The 17546-nt window shown below is 62.4% G+C and carries 15 protein-coding genes and 1 other RNA gene; 2 read left to right on the top strand and 14 right to left on the bottom strand.

All coding sequences use genetic code 11. The features are described 5' to 3' along the window. Positions 1 to 2: 2 nt before the first annotated feature. The 14 genes from NR164_RS27185 to rsmI form a co-directional block, all read right to left on the bottom strand. Entirely contained in the window at positions 3 to 971 is a 969-nt protein-coding gene (locus NR164_RS27185; RefSeq protein WP_017845925.1) for a D-alanine--D-alanine ligase, read from the bottom strand. Then, positions 968 to 2428 carry a UDP-N-acetylmuramate--L-alanine ligase gene (gene murC, locus NR164_RS27190; protein ID WP_046384651.1) on the bottom strand — a complete coding sequence of 487 codons (1461 nt, stop codon included), beginning with the start codon at positions 2426 to 2428 and terminating at the stop codon, positions 968 to 970. Before murC ends, NR164_RS27185 begins: the two co-directional genes overlap by 4 nt. Next, positions 2421 to 3491, bottom strand: coding sequence for an undecaprenyldiphospho-muramoylpentapeptide beta-N-acetylglucosaminyltransferase (gene murG / locus NR164_RS27195; RefSeq protein WP_046384652.1), 1071 nt, complete (start codon positions 3489 to 3491; stop codon positions 2421 to 2423). The genes murC and murG overlap by 8 nt, the downstream gene beginning before the upstream one ends. Beyond that, positions 3481 to 4704, bottom strand: a complete 1224-nt coding sequence (gene ftsW / locus NR164_RS27200) for a putative lipid II flippase FtsW (protein ID WP_017845928.1) — start codon at positions 4702 to 4704, stop codon at positions 3481 to 3483. Before ftsW ends, murG begins: the two co-directional genes overlap by 11 nt. Then, positions 4701 to 6047, bottom strand: a complete 1347-nt coding sequence (gene murD, locus NR164_RS27205) for a UDP-N-acetylmuramoyl-L-alanine--D-glutamate ligase (RefSeq protein WP_017845929.1) — start codon at positions 6045 to 6047, stop codon at positions 4701 to 4703. The genes ftsW and murD overlap by 4 nt, the downstream gene beginning before the upstream one ends. Positions 6048 to 6053: 6 nt before the next feature. Next, a complete protein-coding gene (gene mraY / locus NR164_RS27210) occupies positions 6054 to 7136 on the bottom strand; it encodes a phospho-N-acetylmuramoyl-pentapeptide-transferase (RefSeq protein ID WP_017845930.1) in 1083 nt (360 codons plus the stop codon). Then, entirely contained in the window at positions 7136 to 8506 is a 1371-nt protein-coding gene (gene murF / locus NR164_RS27215) for a UDP-N-acetylmuramoyl-tripeptide--D-alanyl-D-alanine ligase (RefSeq protein WP_057004266.1), read from the bottom strand. Before murF ends, mraY begins: the two co-directional genes overlap by 1 nt. Beyond that, complete coding sequence (locus NR164_RS27220; protein WP_017845932.1) at positions 8499 to 9962, bottom strand: UDP-N-acetylmuramoyl-L-alanyl-D-glutamate--2,6-diaminopimelate ligase; 1464 nt, start codon at positions 9960 to 9962, stop codon at positions 8499 to 8501. The genes murF and NR164_RS27220 overlap by 8 nt, the downstream gene beginning before the upstream one ends. Then, the gene (locus NR164_RS27225; protein ID WP_185833586.1) at positions 9962 to 11704 is read right to left on the bottom strand and encodes a penicillin-binding protein 2; all 1743 of its coding nucleotides are present in this window, start codon (positions 11702 to 11704) and stop codon (positions 9962 to 9964) included. The genes NR164_RS27220 and NR164_RS27225 overlap by 1 nt, the downstream gene beginning before the upstream one ends. Beyond that, a complete protein-coding gene (ftsL, locus tag NR164_RS27230; RefSeq protein WP_017845934.1) occupies positions 11704 to 11997 on the bottom strand; it encodes a cell division protein FtsL in 294 nt (97 codons plus the stop codon). The genes NR164_RS27225 and ftsL overlap by 1 nt, the downstream gene beginning before the upstream one ends. Beyond that, positions 11994 to 12941: a 16S rRNA (cytosine(1402)-N(4))-methyltransferase RsmH gene (rsmH, locus tag NR164_RS27235; RefSeq protein WP_010213048.1), complete on the bottom strand. Its 948-nt coding sequence runs from the start codon at positions 12939 to 12941 to the stop codon at positions 11994 to 11996. Before rsmH ends, ftsL begins: the two co-directional genes overlap by 4 nt. Further along, positions 12938 to 13393, bottom strand: coding sequence for a division/cell wall cluster transcriptional repressor MraZ (gene mraZ, locus NR164_RS27240; RefSeq protein WP_003171868.1), 456 nt, complete (start codon positions 13391 to 13393; stop codon positions 12938 to 12940). Before mraZ ends, rsmH begins: the two co-directional genes overlap by 4 nt. Before the next feature lie 355 nt (positions 13394 to 13748). Next, positions 13749 to 14102: RNase P RNA component class A (gene rnpB, locus NR164_RS27245), an RNA gene on the bottom strand. Positions 14103 to 14198: 96 nt separating this feature from the next. Continuing rightward, on the bottom strand, positions 14199 to 15104 hold the full coding sequence (gene rsmI / locus NR164_RS27250; RefSeq protein ID WP_162231502.1) for a 16S rRNA (cytidine(1402)-2'-O)-methyltransferase: 906 nt from the start codon (positions 15102 to 15104) through the stop codon (positions 14199 to 14201). A gap of 187 nt (positions 15105 to 15291) precedes the next feature. On the opposite strand from rsmI, the gene NR164_RS27255 reads away from it, so the two are divergent. Beyond that, positions 15292 to 17103: a penicillin-binding protein activator gene (locus tag NR164_RS27255; RefSeq protein WP_169885243.1), complete on the top strand. Its 1812-nt coding sequence runs from the start codon at positions 15292 to 15294 to the stop codon at positions 17101 to 17103. Continuing rightward, positions 17103 to 17474: a YraN family protein gene (locus tag NR164_RS27260; RefSeq protein ID WP_017845938.1), complete on the top strand. Its 372-nt coding sequence runs from the start codon at positions 17103 to 17105 to the stop codon at positions 17472 to 17474. Before NR164_RS27255 ends, NR164_RS27260 begins: the two co-directional genes overlap by 1 nt. The last annotated feature ends 72 nt before the right edge of the window (positions 17475 to 17546 follow it).

The raw sequence follows: 17546 nt of genomic DNA on the forward strand, positions 1-17546 counted from the left end.
TCTTAGCCTCGCTGCCTTTCTTCACCGGCAACGCTGGCCGCCAGGATCGCCAGCACCAACTGCTGGAAATCCAGGCCGGCTGCGCGCGCGGCCATAGGGACCAGGCTGTGGTCGGTCATGCCCGGTGCGGTGTTGACTTCCAGGAACCAGAAATTCCCTTGGTCGTCCTGCATCACGTCTGCCCGCGCCCAACCGGCGATACCCAGCGCCTCACAGGCTTTCGCCGTGAGGTCCATCAATTCCTGTTCTTTGCTTGCGTCAAGGCCGCAGGGGATCCGGTACTGGGTATCGGAAGCCAGGTACTTGGCGTCGTAATCGTAAAAGGTGTGGGGCGTACCCAAGGCGATGGGCGGCAATACCTGGCCACGCAGGGTGGCGATGGTGTACTCGGGACCTTGGATCCACTGTTCCACCAACACTTGCGAATCGTAGGTACTTGCCGCTTTCCATGCGTCGATCAATTCGGCGGCCGAGTTCACTTTAGCCATGCCGATACTGGAGCCTTCATGGGCTGGTTTGACGATCAAAGGCAGGCCCAGTTCCTTGGCTGCAGAAATACAATCGTCTTCGCTGCACAGCACACTGTGACGCGGGGTAGGAATTCCCAGGCTGTGCCACACCTGCTTGGTGCGCAACTTGTCCATGGCCAGCGCCGAGGCGAGGATGCCGCTGCCGGTGTAAGGAATCCCGGCGCACTCCAGCAGGCCTTGCATGCTGCCGTCTTCACCACCACGGCCGTGCAGGATGATGAAGGCGCGGTCGATCTTCTCGGCCTGCAGGCGTGCGAGGAAGTCGTCACCCACGTCGATCCCGAACGCATTCACGCCCGCGCTTTGCAGCGCTTCGAGCACGGCGTTGCCGGACTTGAGCGACACTTCACGCTCAGCGCTCTTACCGCCGAACAGCACGGCCACGCGGCCGAAGTCGGCAGGGGCGATGGTGGAGAACAGGGAGGCGTAGTTCGTGGTCATTTCGACTTCCCCTGTTCAGCAGCAAGTGCTTTGTTTACGAACAAGGGGCTCGCCAGCAATTTAGGCGCAAGGCCGCCGATATCACCGGCACCCTGGCACAGCAGGATGTCGCCGGCGCGCAGCAGCGGCTTGACGATCGGCGCCAGGTCCACACCGCGCTCGATGTAGATCGGGTCCAACTGGCCGCGCTGACGGATGCTGTTGCACAGTTTGCGGCTGTCCGCCCCGGGGATCGGTTCTTCACCGGCCGGGTAGACTTCCATCAGCAGCAGCACGTTGGCATCGGCCAGTACATTGACGAAATCGTCATACAGGTCGCGGGTGCGGCTGTAGCGGTGCGGCTGGTAGACCATCACCAGGCGACGCTCCGGCCAACCACCGCGCACGGCCTTGATCACGGCGGCGACTTCGGTCGGGTGGTGACCGTAGTCGTCCACCAGCATCACCTCGCCACCTTCCACCGGCAGTTGCCCGTAGACCTGGAAGCGCCGGCCCACGCCGGCAAAGCCCGACAGGCCCTCGACAATGGCTTCATCGCTGACGCCTTCATCGGAGGCAATGCAGATGGTCGCCAGGGAATTGAGCACGTTATGGTTGCCCGGCATGTTCACCGACACGTCCAGCGGTTCGCGGTCCGGGCGCAGCACGGTGAAGAACGTCTGCATGCCTTGCTGGCGCACATTGATCGCGCGCACGTCGGCGTCTTCGCTGAAGCCGTAGGTCACGGTCGGACGCTTGACCAGCGGCAGGATCTCGCGCACCACCGGGTCATCCAGGCACACCACCGCCAAACCGTAGAACGGCAGGTTATGCAGGAACTCGACGAAGGTTTTCTTCAACTTGTTGAAGTCGCCGTCGTAGGTCGCCATGTGGTCGGCGTCGATGTTGGTGACCACGGCCACCAGCGGTTGCAGGTGCAGGAAGCTGGCATCGCTTTCGTCGGCTTCGGCGATCAGGTAGCGGCTGGTGCCCAGTTGCGCATTGGTGCCGGCTGCATTCAGGCGGCCACCGATCACGAAAGTCGGGTCCAGGCCACCGGCGGCGAACACCGAGGCGATCAGGCTGGTGGTGGTGGTCTTGCCGTGGGTACCGGCGACAGCAATGCCATGGCGGTAGCGCATCAGCTCGGCCAGCATCTCGGCGCGGGGCACCACGGGAATGCGGCGCTCAAGGGCGCTGGCGACTTCCGGGTTCGAGGTGTTCACGGCGCTGGACACCACCAGCACGTCGGCCTCGACGGCGTTCTCGGCGCGGTGGCCGATGAAGATTTTCGCGCCGAAGGACTTCAGGCGCTCGGTGACCGGCGACTCTTTCAAGTCGGAGCCGGACACCTGGTAGCCCAGGTTCAACAATACTTCGGCAATGCCACACATGCCCACGCCGCCGATCCCGACGAAGTGGATACGACGGATGCGGCGCATTTCCGGTTGCGGCATGGCTTTCTGATTCTCAACCATGGGCCACCTCCAGGCAGATATCGACCACGGTGCGGGTTGCGTCAGGTTTGGCCAGGCGGCGTGCGGTGCTCGCCATGCTGTTGAGTCGTTCCGGTTGCATCAAAACCTCGGTCAGGCGTGCGGCCAAATCGGCGGCGCCAGTCGTTCTTTGCGGCAGTAGGAAGGCAGCGCCCTCCCCGGCCAAATATTCGGCGTTGCGGGTCTGGTGATCGTCGATCGCATGGGGCAAAGGCACCAGCAAGGACGGCAGACCGGCGGCGGCCAGTTCACTGACGGTCAGCGCACCAGCGCGACAGACCACCAGGTCGGCCCAGCCATAGGCTTGGGCCATGTCTTTGATGAAGGGCTGCACATCAGCCTCGACACCGGCCTCGCGATAACGCGTGGCGGTGACTTCATCGTGGTTCTTGCCGGCCTGGTGAAAGACCTGCGGGCGCACGTCCACAGGCAGTTGCGCCAGCGCTTGCGGCAGCAATTTATTCAGCGGCTCGGCGCCCAGGCTCCCGCCCAGGATCAGCAGGTGCGCCTTGCGCCCGGCCAAGGGCTGCCGGGCAATGTCCATAAACAGCTCGGTGCGTACCGGGTTGCCGGTGGTGCGACGTTTGTCCGAGGCGCCGAAGGTATTCGGGAACGCTTCGCACACCCGCGCCGCCAGCGGCACCAGCAAGCGGTTGGCGGTGCCGGCGACAGCGTTCTGCTCATGCACGATCACCGGCACGCCCGCGAGCCTGGCCGCGACGCCGCCGGGGCCGGTCACGTAACCGCCGAAACCGAGCACACACACCGGCTGCAATTCACGGATGACCTTGCGCGCCTGCCACACCGCCTTGAGCAACACGAACGGTGCCTTGAGCAGCGACAGCTTGCCCTTGCCGCGCAGGCCCGTGACGTTGATCAAATGCAGCGGCAAGCCGGCGCTCGGCACCAGTTCGTTTTCGATACCACGCGGCGTTCCCAGCCAATGCACGCTGTAGCCACGGCTCTGGAATTCGCGCGCACAGGCCAGGGCCGGGAACACGTGGCCCCCGGTGCCGCCCGCCATGATCAGCACGTTAGCGCCCATGGGTCGGCTCCTCGGCGAAGTCGCTTTCGCTGAACTCCATCTCTTCGCTGCCCAGGTGGGTTCGACTCTCCCACTCGATGCGCAGCAACAAGCCAAGACAGGCACAGCAGATCACCAACGAACTGCCGCCGTAACTGAGGAACGGCAAGGTCAGGCCCTTGGTCGGCAGCAGGCCGACGTTCACGCCGATATTGATCAGGAACTGGCCGATCCACAGGAACGACAAGCCATACGCCACATACGCAGCGAAATACTGTTTGGCCTTCTCGGCCCACAAGCCGATGTACATGCCGCGCACACACACGAACACGAACAATGCGACGGTACACAGCGAACCGACCACGCCCAGCTCTTCGGCGAGCACCGAGAACACGAAGTCGGTGTGCGCTTCCGGCAGGTAGAATTGTTTCTGCACGCTGTTGCCCAGGCCCACGCCCAGCCACTCGCCGCGACCGAAGGCGATCAGCGCCTGGGTCAACTGGTAGCCGGAGCCGAACTGGTCGGACCACGGGTCGGTAAAGGTGATCAGACGGGCCATCCGATAAGGTTGCGCCTGCACCAGCACGGTCACGGCAGCCACCGCCAGCACCACCATCAAGGTGAAGCGGAACAGCCCGACCCCGCCGAGGAACAGCATCGCCGCAGCGGCGCCCATCATCACGACGGTGGCCCCGAAGTCGGGTTCCATCAGCAACAGGCCGGCCATGGGCAGCAGCACGATGAACGGCTTGAAGAAGCCCATCCAGCTTTCACGCACTTCTTTCTGACGCCGCACCAGGTAGCCGGCGAGGTAGATCACCACGAACACCTTGGCGATTTCCGACGGCTGCACGTTGAACGCACCGAAGCCGATCCAGCGCATCGAACCGTTCACCTCGCGGCCGATGCCGGGCAGGATCACCATGATCAGCAAGCCAAACGCACCGATCAGCATCAGCCAACCCAGACGCTGCCAGGTGGCGATGGGGATCATCATGGTGACGATGCACGCGCCGAGGCCGATCACCAGGTACACCAGGTGACGGATCATCATGTACAGGGTGTTGCCCGACTGCACGGCCGCCACTTCGGAGGACGCCGACGTGATCATCACCAGCCCCAGGCCGAGCAAAGCCAGGCAACCGGCGAGCATCGGGAAGTCGAGGTCGATGCCGCGTCCGGTAATGATCGGCGACGGGTACGGCTTGATGATGTTACGGAGGTTGAGATTCATGCCAAGGCCTCCACGGCGCGGGCGAACAGCTGGCCGCGCTCTTCGTAGTTCTTGAACATGTCGAAACTGGCGCACGCCGGCGACAGCAGCACCGCATCACCCGGCTGGGCCAGGGCTTTGCACTGGGCAATCGCGTCGTCGAGGGAGCTGGCGCGCACTTGCGGCACCGCATCACCGAGGGCGGCGGCGATCAAGTCGGCATCGCGGCCCATCAGCACCACGGCGCGGCAATGGGCGGCCACCGGCCCCTTGAGGTCCTTGAAGTCGGCGCCTTTGCCGTCGCCACCGGCGATCAGCAACAGCTTGCCGTCGATATCGGCCCCCAGGCCTTCGATGGCGGCCAGGGCCGCACCGACGTTGGTGGCCTTGGAGTCGTTGTAATAGCTGACGCCATTCAGGTCGCGGACCCACTGGCAGCGATGCTCGAGGCCGCCGAAGGTGCGCAGGCTCGCGAGCATGGCATCGAACGGCAAGCCTACGGCATGCCCCAGCGCCAAGGCCGCCAGGGCGTTGGATTGGTTGTGGGCGCCACGGATTTTCAGCTCGCGCACCGGCATCAGGTTCTGGAATTCGAAGGCCAGGTATTTCTCGCCGTTCTCTTCACGGATACCGAAGGCCTTGAAGTCGGGTTTGCCCAGGCCGAAGGTCCAGCACGGCAGGCCTTCACCCATCAGCGGACGGCTCAGGGCATCCTGGCGGTTGACCACCACTTGTTTGGCGCCGCGGAAGATCCGGTGCTTGGCCAGGTGATAGGCCGGCAGGCCGCTGTAGCGGTCCATGTGGTCTTCGCTGACGTTCAATACGGTGGCCACTTCAGCGCCCAGGTCGTGGGTGGTTTCCAGCTGGAAGCTCGACAGTTCCATCACGTACAGCTCGACGTCGTCGCTGAGCAGGTCCAGCGCCGGGGTGCCGAGGTTGCCGCCCACGGCCACGCGCTTGCCGGCCGCAGCCGCCATCTCGCCGACCAGGGTGGTCACGGTGCTTTTCGCGTTGGAACCGCTGATCGCGACGATCGGCGCCTTCGCGTTGCGCGCGAACAGGTCGATATCGCCGGACAGCTTCACGCCACGCGCCGCCGCGGCTTGCAGGGCCGGTGTCGCCAGGGCCAGGCCGGGGCTCACGTAGAGCTCGTCGGCACGGCACAGAAACTCGACATCCAACTCGCCACAACGCACTTCCACGTGCGGGTAGTCACGGCGCAGCGTGACCAGCTCCGGTGGATTTTCCCGCGTATCGGCGACGGCAAACGACGTGCCCTGGTTCGCCAGGAAGCGAACCAGGGACATGCCGCTCTTGCCGAGGCCGACAACGATGCGGAAGTGGTCTGAAGCGATCAGGGACACTCGTTTCTACCTCAGTTTCAGGGTGGCAAGGCCGACCAGCACGAGAATCACGGTGATGATCCAGAATCGGACGATCACACGCGGCTCAGGCCAGCCCTTGAGTTCAAAGTGGTGGTGGATCGGCGCCATGCGGAACACGCGGCGCCCGGTCAATTTGAAGGAAGCCACCTGGATGACCACCGACAGGGTTTCCATCACGAACACACCGCCCATGATGAACAGCACGATTTCCTGGCGAACGATCACCGCGATGGTGCCCAGGGCCGCGCCCAGCGCCAGTGCGCCGACATCGCCCATGAACACTTGCGCGGGATAGGTGTTGAACCACAGGAAGCCCAGCCCGGCACCGATCAGCGCGCCGCAGAACACGATCAGTTCACCGGCGCCCGGCACATACGGGATCAGCAGGTATTCAGCGAATTTCACGTTACCCGACAGGTAGCAGAAGATGCCCAATGCGCCGCCTACCATCACCGTCGGCATGATCGCCAGGCCGTCGAGGCCGTCGGTCAGGTTCACCGCGTTGCTGGAGCCGACGATGACGAAGTAGGTCAGCACCACGAAGCCGATGCCCAGCGGAATGCTCGCATCCTTGAGCATCGGGATGATCAAGGTGGTCTCGACCGCGCTTGGAGCCGTCATGTAGAGGAAGATCGCGGCGGCCAGGCCGAACACCGACTGCCAGAAATACTTCCAGCGGCTTGGCAGCCCCTTGGAGTTTTTCTCGATCACTTTGCGATAGTCATCGACCCAGCCGATGGCGCCGAACAACAAGGTCACCAGCAGCACCACCCAGACGTAGCGGTTGTACAGGTCGGCCCAGAGCAAGGTGCTGATGCCGATGGACGACAGAATCAGCGCGCCGCCCATGGTCGGGGTGCCGGATTTGGACAGGTGCGACTGCGGGCCGTCATTGCGAACCGATTGACCAATTTGCAGGCTCTGCAGGGTGCGGATCATCCACGGCCCCAGGAACAGCGACAGAGACAGCGCGGTCAGCACGCCCAGAATCCCGCGCAGGGTCAGGTACTGGAAGACCGCGAAGCCTTTGTGGAACTGTTGCAGATACTCAGCCAGCAGCAGCAGCATTAATGTTTCTCCGTACTTGAGCCACACAAGGCCACGACGACGTTTTCCATCACCGCGCTGCGCGATCCCTTGATCAAAATGGTTGTGTGTTTGTCTTGTTCGCCCGCACGCAGCGCCTGGATCAACTCGGCCTGGGTGGCGAAATGCCGCGCACCGGGGCCGAAGGCATTGACGGCATGAGCCATGTTCGGGCCGACGGCGTAGAGCGCGTCGACTTTGCCGTTGGCGTAAGCGCCGACTTCCCGATGGGACTGTTCGGCCCAATCGCCCAGTTCGGCGATATCACCCAGCACCAGCACCTTGCGCCCATCGAAACCCTTGAGCAGGTCGATGGCGGCGCAGACCGAGGACTGGTTGGCGTTGTAAGTGTCATCGATCACGCGCATGCCATTGCTGGCCAATTGCGCGACGGTACGGCCCTTGACCGGTTGCACCGCGCCCAGGCCGGTGGCGATACCAAACAGCGACACGCCCAGGGCGTAAGCCGCAGCCGCGGCCGCCAAGGCATTGGCGATGTTATGGTTGCCCAGCAGATTCAACTGCACATGCTGCTCGCCTTGCGGCGAATGCAAGGTAAAGGACGGGCAACCACGGGCGTCGACCGCGATGTTCGACGCGTGGAAATCGGCCGCTGCATTCAGCACGGCGAACGTCAGCACCTTGCGACCGGCGGCGCGTACACGCCAGGTCTCGAAGGCCTTGTCGTCAAGATTCAACACAGCTATGCCCGAGGCATCGAGGCCTTCGAGGATTTCGCCCTTGGCTTCGACGATTTTTTCCGGGCCGCCGAACTCGCCGACGTGGGCGGTCCCGGCGTTGTTGATAATTGCCACGTGAGGCTTGGTCAGCGCCACGGTGTAGGCAATTTCGCCAATACGCGAAGCGCCCAGCTCGATCACGGCCGCCGTGTGTTCCGGGGCGAGTTCGAGCAGGGTCAGCGGTGCGCCGAAATCGTTGTTCAGGTTGCCACGGGTGGCCAGCACCGGCCCGCGCGTGCGCAGGACACCGGCGAGCAGTTCCTTGACCGTGGTCTTGCCGCTGGAGCCGGTGATCGCGGCCACCGGCTTGGTGAACGCCGCACGGTTCAGCGCACCCAGTTGGCCCAAGGCCAGGCGCGTGTCGGCCACCAGCAATTGCGGCAGGGTGGAGTCCGTCACTTCGCGTTGCACCAGGGCACCGACCGCGCCTTTGGCGGCGACTTCATTCAGGTAGTCATGGCCGTCGAAACGCGGACCGGCCAGGGCAACAAACAGTTGGCCCGGCTTGATCGCACGGCTATCGATACTGACGCCATTGAAACTGCAATCACCCGACAGCATGCGCGCCGAGAGGGCCTGGGTCAGCTCGCTGAATTTCATCGCTTTAAGCATGGGCGACCTCCCAGGCGGTCAAGGCATGATCGGCCTCGACCAGATCGGAGAAAGCGTGGCGTTCGCCGTTGATTTCCTGGTAGTCCTCGTGACCTTTACCAGCCAGTACCACGACATCGTCGACGCTGGCGCTGGCGATCAATTGGGCAATGGCCGCGCCGCGACCGGCAATGAAACTGGCTTTGGATGGGTCTTTGAAGCCGACGCGGATGTCGTCGAAAATCTGGCTCGGGTCTTCGCTGCGCGGGTTGTCGTCGGTGACCAGCACGCCATCGGCCAGACGCTCGACAATCTCGGCCATCAATGGACGCTTGCCGCGGTCGCGATCACCGCCACAGCCGAACAGGCACAGCAACTTGCCCTTGGCGTGTGGGCGCAGGGCCAGCAGGACTTTTTCCAGTGCGTCCGGGGTGTGGGCGTAATCGACCACCACCAGCGGCTGCGAACCGCCGCCCAGACGTTGCATGCGACCGGCCGGGCCTTCCAGCTTCGGCAGCACGCGCAGGATTTCATCGAGCGCGTAATCCAGGCCGAGTAGCGCACCGATCGCCGCGAGGACGTTGCTCAGGTTGAAACGACCCAGCAAGGTGCTGCGCAAATGGTGCTCGCCCTGCGGCGTCACCAACGTGGCGCGCACGCCCTCGTCATTGAATTGGGCTTCGCGGCAATACAGATAGGCGCGGGAGTCTTCCAGGCTGTAGCTGATCAGGCGCGCTTCGCTGTCTTGGGCAGCCAGCTCGCGGCCGAACGCGTCATCCAGGTTCACCACGCGGCACTTCAGGTCGTTCCAGGCAAACAGCTTGGCCTTCTCGGCGGCGTAGGCTTGCATGGTGCCGTGGTAGTCCAGGTGATCGCGGGACAGGTTGGTCATCACCGCCACATCGAAAGCCAGCGCAGCAACGCGGCCCTGGTGCAAACCGTGGGACGACACTTCCATGGCAACCGCCTTGGCACCGGCCTTTTTCAGGTCGGCCAGGGTCGCTTGCACGGCGATCGGGTTCGGCGTGGTGTGCAGGCCGCTTTGCAGCGCGCCATAGAAACCGGTGCCCAGGGTGCCGACGATGCCGCAGTGCTGGCCCAACAGGTCAAGCGCCTGGGCGACCAGTTGGGTCACGCTGGTCTTGCCGTTGGTGCCGGTCACGCCAATCAGGTTCAGGTGGCGGCTCGGATCGCCGTAGAAACGCCCGGCGATGTCCGACAGTTGCGCGGCCAGGCCCTTGACCGGAATCAACGGCACGTCGGTGATCGGCAGCACGGTGGCTCCGTCCACTTCATACGCCACGGCGGCGGCGCCGCGTTGCAGGGCATCGGCGATGTGCGCGCGGCCATCGTATTTACCGCCAGGCACCGCCAGGAACAGGTCCCCGGCGCGTACATTACGACTGTCCAGCGTCAGCTCGCGGATCAGCAGATCGCGACCGGCATGGGCAAAAATCTTGTTCAGGCTAAGAGACATCAGCCGCGCCCTCCATTGGCTTTTACCGCGGCGGCCGGTGGTCCGGCGTTCGCTTGTTGGGTCGGCGGCAGGTTGTCCGGCGTGATGTTCATCAGGCGCAGGGTGCCGGACATCACTTTGCTGAACACCGGCGCCGACACCAGGCCACCGAAGTAGCCCGCTTTACTCGGTTCATCGATCACGACGACGATGGCATAGCGCGGGTCGCTCATCGGGCCGAAACCGGCGAACAGCGAGCGATAGGAGTTCTCGGCATAGCCTTTGGTGCCGACCGAGGTCTTACGCGCAGTACCCGACTTGCCGGCCACGTGATACGCCGGCACCTGGGCGCGGAATACGCCGCGCGGTGCTTCGATCACTTGTTGCAGCATGCCTTGCATGGTCTTGGCGACGCTTTCCGGGATCACCTGGGTCGCTTTCGGCGCTTCGTCGACGTGGATCAGGCTCAAAGGAACCATCCGACCGTTATTGGCCAATACAGAGAAAGCGTGGGCCAGCTGGATCGCGGTCACCGACAGGCCATAGCCGTAGGACAGCGTGGCGGTCTCGGCTTTTTTCCAGTCGCGGTAGTTCGGCAGGTTGCCCACGCGCTCACCCGGGAAGTCCAGGCCGGTGGGTTGGCCAAGGCCAATCTTTTGCGCCAGGTGGTAGATGGTTTCGCCGCCGATATCGAAGGCGACCTTACTCATGCCCACGTTACTGGAGTTGATCAGGATACCTGTCAGATCCAACACCGGGCCTTCGGTACGCGACACGTCACGAATGGTGTATTTGCCCAACTGCAGGGTGCCGGGGTAGACCTCGACCTTGTCGCTGGGCTTCCAGCGCCCGGTTTCCAGGGCGGCACTCATGGAGATGGCTTTCATGGTCGAACCCGGCTCGAACACGTCGATCATCGCGCGGTTGCGCATCATCGCCGGTTGCAGGTTGCGACGGTTGTTCGGGTTGTAGGTCGGCTGGTTGACCATGGCGAGGATCTCGCCGGTCTTCACGTCCATGATCACCAGGCTGCCGGCCTTCGCGCCGTTCTCGATGATCGCGTTACGCAGCTCGCGGTTGGCCAGGTATTGCAGGCGCAGGTCAATCGACAACGCCAAGGGCTTGCCGGCCTTGGCGTTTTTGGTGACTTGGACGTCTTTGATCAGTCTGCCGCGCCGATCCTTGATGACCTGTCGCTTGCCGGGCACGCCGGCCAGCCATTCATCGTAGGCCAGCTCAACCCCTTCGCGACCATGGTCGTCGATGTCGGTAAAGCCAACCATGTGCGCGGTGGTTTCACCGGCCGGGTAGAAACGGCGGAATTCCTCGATGCCATAGACACCGGGGACCTTGAGGTCGAGCACTTGCTGGCCCTGTTCGGGGGTGAGGCCGCGAACCAGGTAGATGAATTCTTTATTGGCCTGGGCTTCCAGGCGCTCGGCCAGGGCTTTCGGGTCCTGACCCAACGCGGCAGCCAGTTGTGGCCACTTGTCCTTGGCCACCTGCAATTCCTTGGCGTTGGCCCACAGCGTGGTCACCGGCGTACTGACGGCCAGGGGCTCGCCGTTACGGTCGGTGATCAGGCCGCGGTGTGCAGGAATCGGAATATGTCGCAGGCTACGGGCATCGCCCTGGCCGATCAGGAAGTCGCGGTCGACCACCTGCAGGTCGATGATCCGCCAGGTGATGGCGCCGACCATCAAGGCCAGCAAGCCGAGCATCAGGCGGAAGCGCCACGGGTAAAGTGCGCCTTCGAGTTTCATCATGGCGCCACCATTCGAACTTCGGCCGCGCCGGGGATGTGCATCTTCAACTGTTCGGTGGCCAGTATTTCGATGCGGCTGTGGGCGGTCCAGGTGCTTTGCTCGAGGATCAACCGGCCCCACTCCGCCTGCGCTTTATCACGCACACTCAATTCGCCGTACAGGGTATTGAGCAGTTGGCGGTTGTAATGGGCGCTGTAGGACACCGCAATCGCGGACACCAGCACGCCGATAAACAGCAGCAACATAAAGAAGCTGCCGCCCGGGAGGGGCTTGGCGAAGAGCCTGCTCACCGCAACTTCTCCGCGACGCGCATGACGGCGCTACGGGAGCGTGGGTTGGCCTTGAGTTCAGCTTCGGAAGCGAACTGCGCCTTGCCATGGATTTTGATTTTCGGCACGAAGGCTTCGAAACGCACCGGCAGGTTGCGTGGCAGGTTGTCGGATTCACCCTTGACCAGGCGACGCATGAACAGTTTGACGATGCGGTCTTCCAGGGAGTGGAAGCTGATCACCACCAGGCGCCCGCCCACTTCCAAGGCTTCCAGCGCGGCTTCGAGGCCGGCTTCCAGATCGCCCAACTCATTGTTGACGTGAATGCGCAGGCCCTGGAACGCACGGGTCGCCGGGTTCTTGCCCTTTTCCCAGGCAGGGTTGGCGACTTTCAGCACTTCCGCCAGGTCGGCGGTGCGCTCGAACGGCTGGATTTCGCGGCGCTCGACCACGGCGCGCGCCATGCGACCGGCGAAGCGTTCTTCACCGTATTCCTTGAACACACGGGCGATTTCTTCCACCGGCGCGGTGGCGATGAACTGGGCGGCACTGACACCACGGGTGGGGTCCATACGCATATCCAGCGGGCCGTCGTTCATGAAACTGAAACCGCGCTCCGGGTCATCGAGCTGCGGCGAGGACACGCCCAGGTCGAGCAAAACCCCGGCCACCTTGCCTGCCATGCCGCGCTCGGCGACTTCGGCACCCAGCTCGGCAAAGCTGCGTTGTACAACGACAAAGCGGCCGTCTTCGGCCGCTAGCGCTTGCCCGGTGGCAATCGCCTGGGGGTCTTTGTCGAACCCGAGGAGTTTACCGTCGGGCCCGAGCTGGCTGAGTATCAACCGGCTGTGCCCGCCCCTGCCGAAGGTGCCATCCAGATAGCAGCCATCCGCGCGTACGGCGAGAGCCTCAACGGCTTCGTCAAGCAGTACGGTGATGTGGTTAAAGCCGCTATCAATAGTCACAAGATCAAATCACGCAGTTCATCAGGCATGGCGCCCGGTTGTTGAATAGCAGCCAGGTCAGCTGCAGAAACAGCATCCCAGGCATCTTCGTCCCACAATTGGAACTTGTTCAGTTGGCCCACCAGCATTGCGCGCTTGTCGAGCTTGGCGTACTCGCGCAGACGCGGAGGCACCAGGAAACGACCACTGCCATCGAGTTCGAGGTCGACGGCATTACCGATCAGCAAACGCTGCAGACGGCGGTTTTCTTCACGCAATGAAGGCAAGGCACGCAGTTTGGTTTCAATCAACTCCCACTCATCGAGGGGGTAAACGCACAAACAAGGGTCAACGGCATCGATCGTGATGATTAACTGCCCGGAACTTCGCGAAATCAGCTCGTCACGATACCGGCTCGGCATAGCGAGACGGCCTTTTGCATCGAGACTGATAGCGTTAGCTCCGCGAAACACAGATGCGTTTCTCCAAATTTTAGCGCTTTACGTTAAAAAAACCCACTTTGTGCCACTTTCCGCCACTTGCGCACACTATAGGAATGCGCCCACCACACCGTCAAGGCGCGGATTCAAGGAAAAGCCTTACAGAACGGAGATTTAGGAGCGCAAGAGGAGGAGAAATCAGAGTTCAGCGGTATTTTTGGCTCAATAAGCACAAATAGCTCAAAGAGCTATGCTTCAAAGTTAAAGTAATTTATTAAGAGTAAGATTTTTTTGGTATTACCAAGATGCATCTGCCAATGATTTGGCAGGGAGGGATTCTTGCGTTACTACCGGGTTTCTGCACGAGATTCGGACAGAAGGAAAAAAGGTGGAGAGTCGATCTATAAGCCGGGTTCTGTCTTGAACAGTCATTCGTCTACGATGGCCATCACTGGACATCTTTAGCAACCTACCCGGTCCCAGCGCGGGCCACGCCTTGGGACCCTATTTGGTCTTGCTCCAAGTGGGGTTTACCTAGCCACGAACTGTTGCCAGACGTGCGGTGCGCTCTTACCGCACCTTTTCACCCTTACCGGCACCGAAGTGCTTAGGCGGTTATTTTCTGTGGCACTTTCCGTAGGCTCACGCCTCCCAGGCATTACCTGGCACTTCGCCCTATGGAGCCCGGACTTTCCTCCCCCCCCTAATTTTCATAGAGGGCAGCGACTGTCCAATCGACTCTCCGCCGCGCAGGTTAACGGCACGACGGAGTTAGGACAAGTATTAAAAGTGCAGCAATGCCATCACGTTCAGACGGAATACCGGTTTAACCCCGGAACTATTCGGCTTTCTGTTTATCCAGCGCGGCCTGATACAACACATTTTTACGCACTCCGGTGATTTCCGCTGCCAGCGCCGCCGCTCGCTTAAGGGGCATCTCCTTGAGCAGCAGATCCAGAACGCGCATGGCTTCGCCACCGACGGCGTCTTCATTTTCCGGCGCCGTCCAACCCGCCACCAGCACCACGCACTCGCCACGCTGCTGATTGCTGTCACCTTCGACAAACGCGCGCAGTTCTTCCAGCGGCAGCCCCTTGAGCGTCTCGAAGGTCTTGGTCAGCTCGCGGGCCAGCAGCGCCAGGCGCTCGCCACCGAACACCAGTTCCATGTCCTGCAGGCATTCGAGGATACGATGCGGGGCTTCATAGAAGATCAGCGTGCGCGGTTCTTCCTTAAGCGCCTGAAGACGTGCGCGACGCCCCACCGCCTTGGCCGGCAGGAAACCTTCGAAGATGAAACGATCCGACGGCAACCCCGCGGCGGATAACGCCGCAATCAACGCGCATGCGCCCGGAACCGGCACTACATTGATACCCGCGGCACGCGCCTGACGGACCAGGTGGTAACCGGGATCGGAAATCAGCGGGGTACCGGCATCGGAAATCAGCGCCACATCGTCACCGGCCAGCAGGCGCGTGATAAAACGGCTGCCTTCTTCGCGCTCGTTATGTTCGTGGCAGGCCGCCAATGGCGTACTGATGCCGAAATGCTGCATCAAGCGCTGGGAGTGCCGAGTGTCTTCCGCCGCGATCAATTTAACGTCGCGCAACACTTTAAGCGCCCGGGCGCTGATGTCGTCCAGGTTGCCAATGGGCGTCGCCACGACAAAAAGCGAGCCTGCAGTGGAATTCAAAGGACCTGGAGCAGTCAAAACGCACACCTCGATGGTTGGCAAAAGCCACATTGTAGCGCGTCGACGCCGCGGAAATATGCCATCGAGATGGATGCCGTTTCAGCCGTCGGTCGGCCCTAGCCACCCAAACGCAACATTTGCACCACCTAAATTCACGGTTTCACGCCAGTAACATCGCGCCTGGGCCAGTGCTTGGGTACAATTCCACGCTAATTTGATCGGTATCAGGAACACTTACATGATCCCTTGCCTGCGGCTGCTCTCCGCCCTCTGCCTCGCTGCCTTGCTGGGCGCCTGTGCCAGCTCGCCCTCGTCCCGCCTTGGCGACCTGCCACGGACCCCGGATGCCAGTATCGAGCAACTGCTCGAACAGGCGACTACCGCCAACACGCCCGAAAAAGCTGCGTTGCTGCGCCTGAGCGCGGCCGACATGGCCTACCACCAGAACAACGCTGGCCGCTCGTCGCAGATTCTTGCGCAGGTGCCGCTGGATGTTCTCAAGCCCGCTGCGCAGGTGTTCGCCAACACCCTGGCCGCCGAACTGGCCATGACGCGTAACCAGCCCAAGGCCGCGCTGGCGGCGTTGAACCACCCCAGCCTGCAGAACCTGAAGGAGCTGCCGGCCGAACAGCAGGTCCGCACCGGCACCGTACATGCACGCGCCTATGAAGCCGACGGCCAGACCCTGGCCGCCGCTCGCGAGCGTGTGACCATGGCGCCACTGCTGACCGGCGACGCCGCCAAGAGCAACCATGAAGCCATCTGGGCGCTGATTGCCGCGCTGCCGGCCGAACAACTGCAAGCCAGCGGCAACCCGACGCTCGACGGCTGGATCACCCTGGCCCAGGCGGTCAAGGGCGCCGGCACGCTGGAGCAACAGCAAGCCGCCATTGACACCTGGCGCGCGCAGAACCCGGGCCATCCGGCCGCCGTGCAACTGCCGACGCCGCTGACCAAACTCAAGGAACTGGCGAGCCAGCCGCTGAACAAGATCGCCCTGCTGCTGCCGCAGGAGGGTCCACTGGCCAACGTGGCCAAGGCCCTGCGTGAAGGCTTCATGGCCGCGCATTACCAGGCTGAACAAGCCGGGCAGAAGCCGCCGGTCATCGAGTTCTATGACAGCTCGCGCCTGACCTCCCTCGACGACTTCTACGCCAAGGCCAAGGCTGCCGGCGTGCAATTGGTCGTCGGGCCGCTGGAAAAGCCGCTGGTCAAACAGCTCAGCGCGCGCCCGCAATTGCCGATTACCACCCTGGCGTTGAACTACAGCGAGACCGATCAAAACCCGGCGCAGTTGTTCCAGTTCGGCCTGGCGGCTGAAGACGAAGCTCGCGAAGTCTCGCGCCGCGCCCGTGCCGACGGCCTGCACCGCGCCGCTGCGATGGTGCCCCGTGGCGAATGGGGTGAGCGTGTCTACAAGGCCTTCCGCCAGGACTGGGAAGCCAACGGCGGCACCGTTGTCGGCGTCGAGTACGTCGACCAGCCGGTCGCCCTCGCCCAGCAGATTGCCGATCTGTTCCAACTGCGTAAAAGCGAAGGCCGTGCCAAGAGCCTGCAAAGCGCCGTCGGCACCGACGTCGCCGCACAACCTTCGCGTCGCCAGGATATCGAGTTCATCTTCCTGGCCGTCACCCCGCAACTGGCCCAGCAGATCAAGCCGACCCTGAACTTCCAGTACGCTGGCGACGTGCCGGTGTATGCGACGTCTCACGTGTTCAGCGCCAGCGGCGACAAGAACCAGTACCTGGACATGACCAACGTGATGTTCTGCGAAACCCCTTGGCTGCTCAACACCACCGACCCGCTGCGCAACCAGGTCGCTGCACAATGGCCGCAAGCCAATGGCAGCCTTGGCCGCCTGTACGCGATGGGCGTCGATGCCTACCGACTGGCGCCACGCGTGGGCCAACTCAAGGCATTGCCGGATACGCGCATTGACGGCCTCTCGGGCAACCTGGGCATCAGCGCCCACCAGCGCGTTGACCGCCAGATGCCGTGGGCGAAGTTCGTCGGCGGCGAGGTCCAGCGTCTGCCCGATACCCCACGCTGATGCCCGAGCGGTCCAGCGCACAAAGCGGCAAGGATGCCGAACTTCAAGCGCTTGAGTATCTTCGACAACAGGGTCTGCGCCTTCTGGCGCAGAACTGGTTGTGTAAACGCGGCGAGCTTGATCTGGTCATGCTTGACGGCGATACAGTAGTATTCGTCGAAGTCCGCTACAGAAAACACGCACAATGGGGTGGCGCGCTCGCCAGTATCGACGGGCGCAAGCGTCAGAAGCTGATACTCGCCGCGCAGTTTTTCCTGCTCAAGGAGCATCGCTGGGCTGACTCCCCCTGCCGTTTCGATGTGGTTGCCATTGAAAGCACACCGTCTGGCAAAGCTGATTTGAACTGGCTCAAAGATGCCTTCGACAGCTGATTCGCCGGACATCTTCACCACATACTTTTGCTCTTTGCTTTGCGGGCTGCACATTCCTGTGCCAAATAGCCG

It is taken from the genome of Pseudomonas sp. Pse79 (assembly GCF_024519615.1).
Taxonomy (GTDB): domain Bacteria; phylum Pseudomonadota; class Gammaproteobacteria; order Pseudomonadales; family Pseudomonadaceae; genus Aquipseudomonas; species Aquipseudomonas veronii.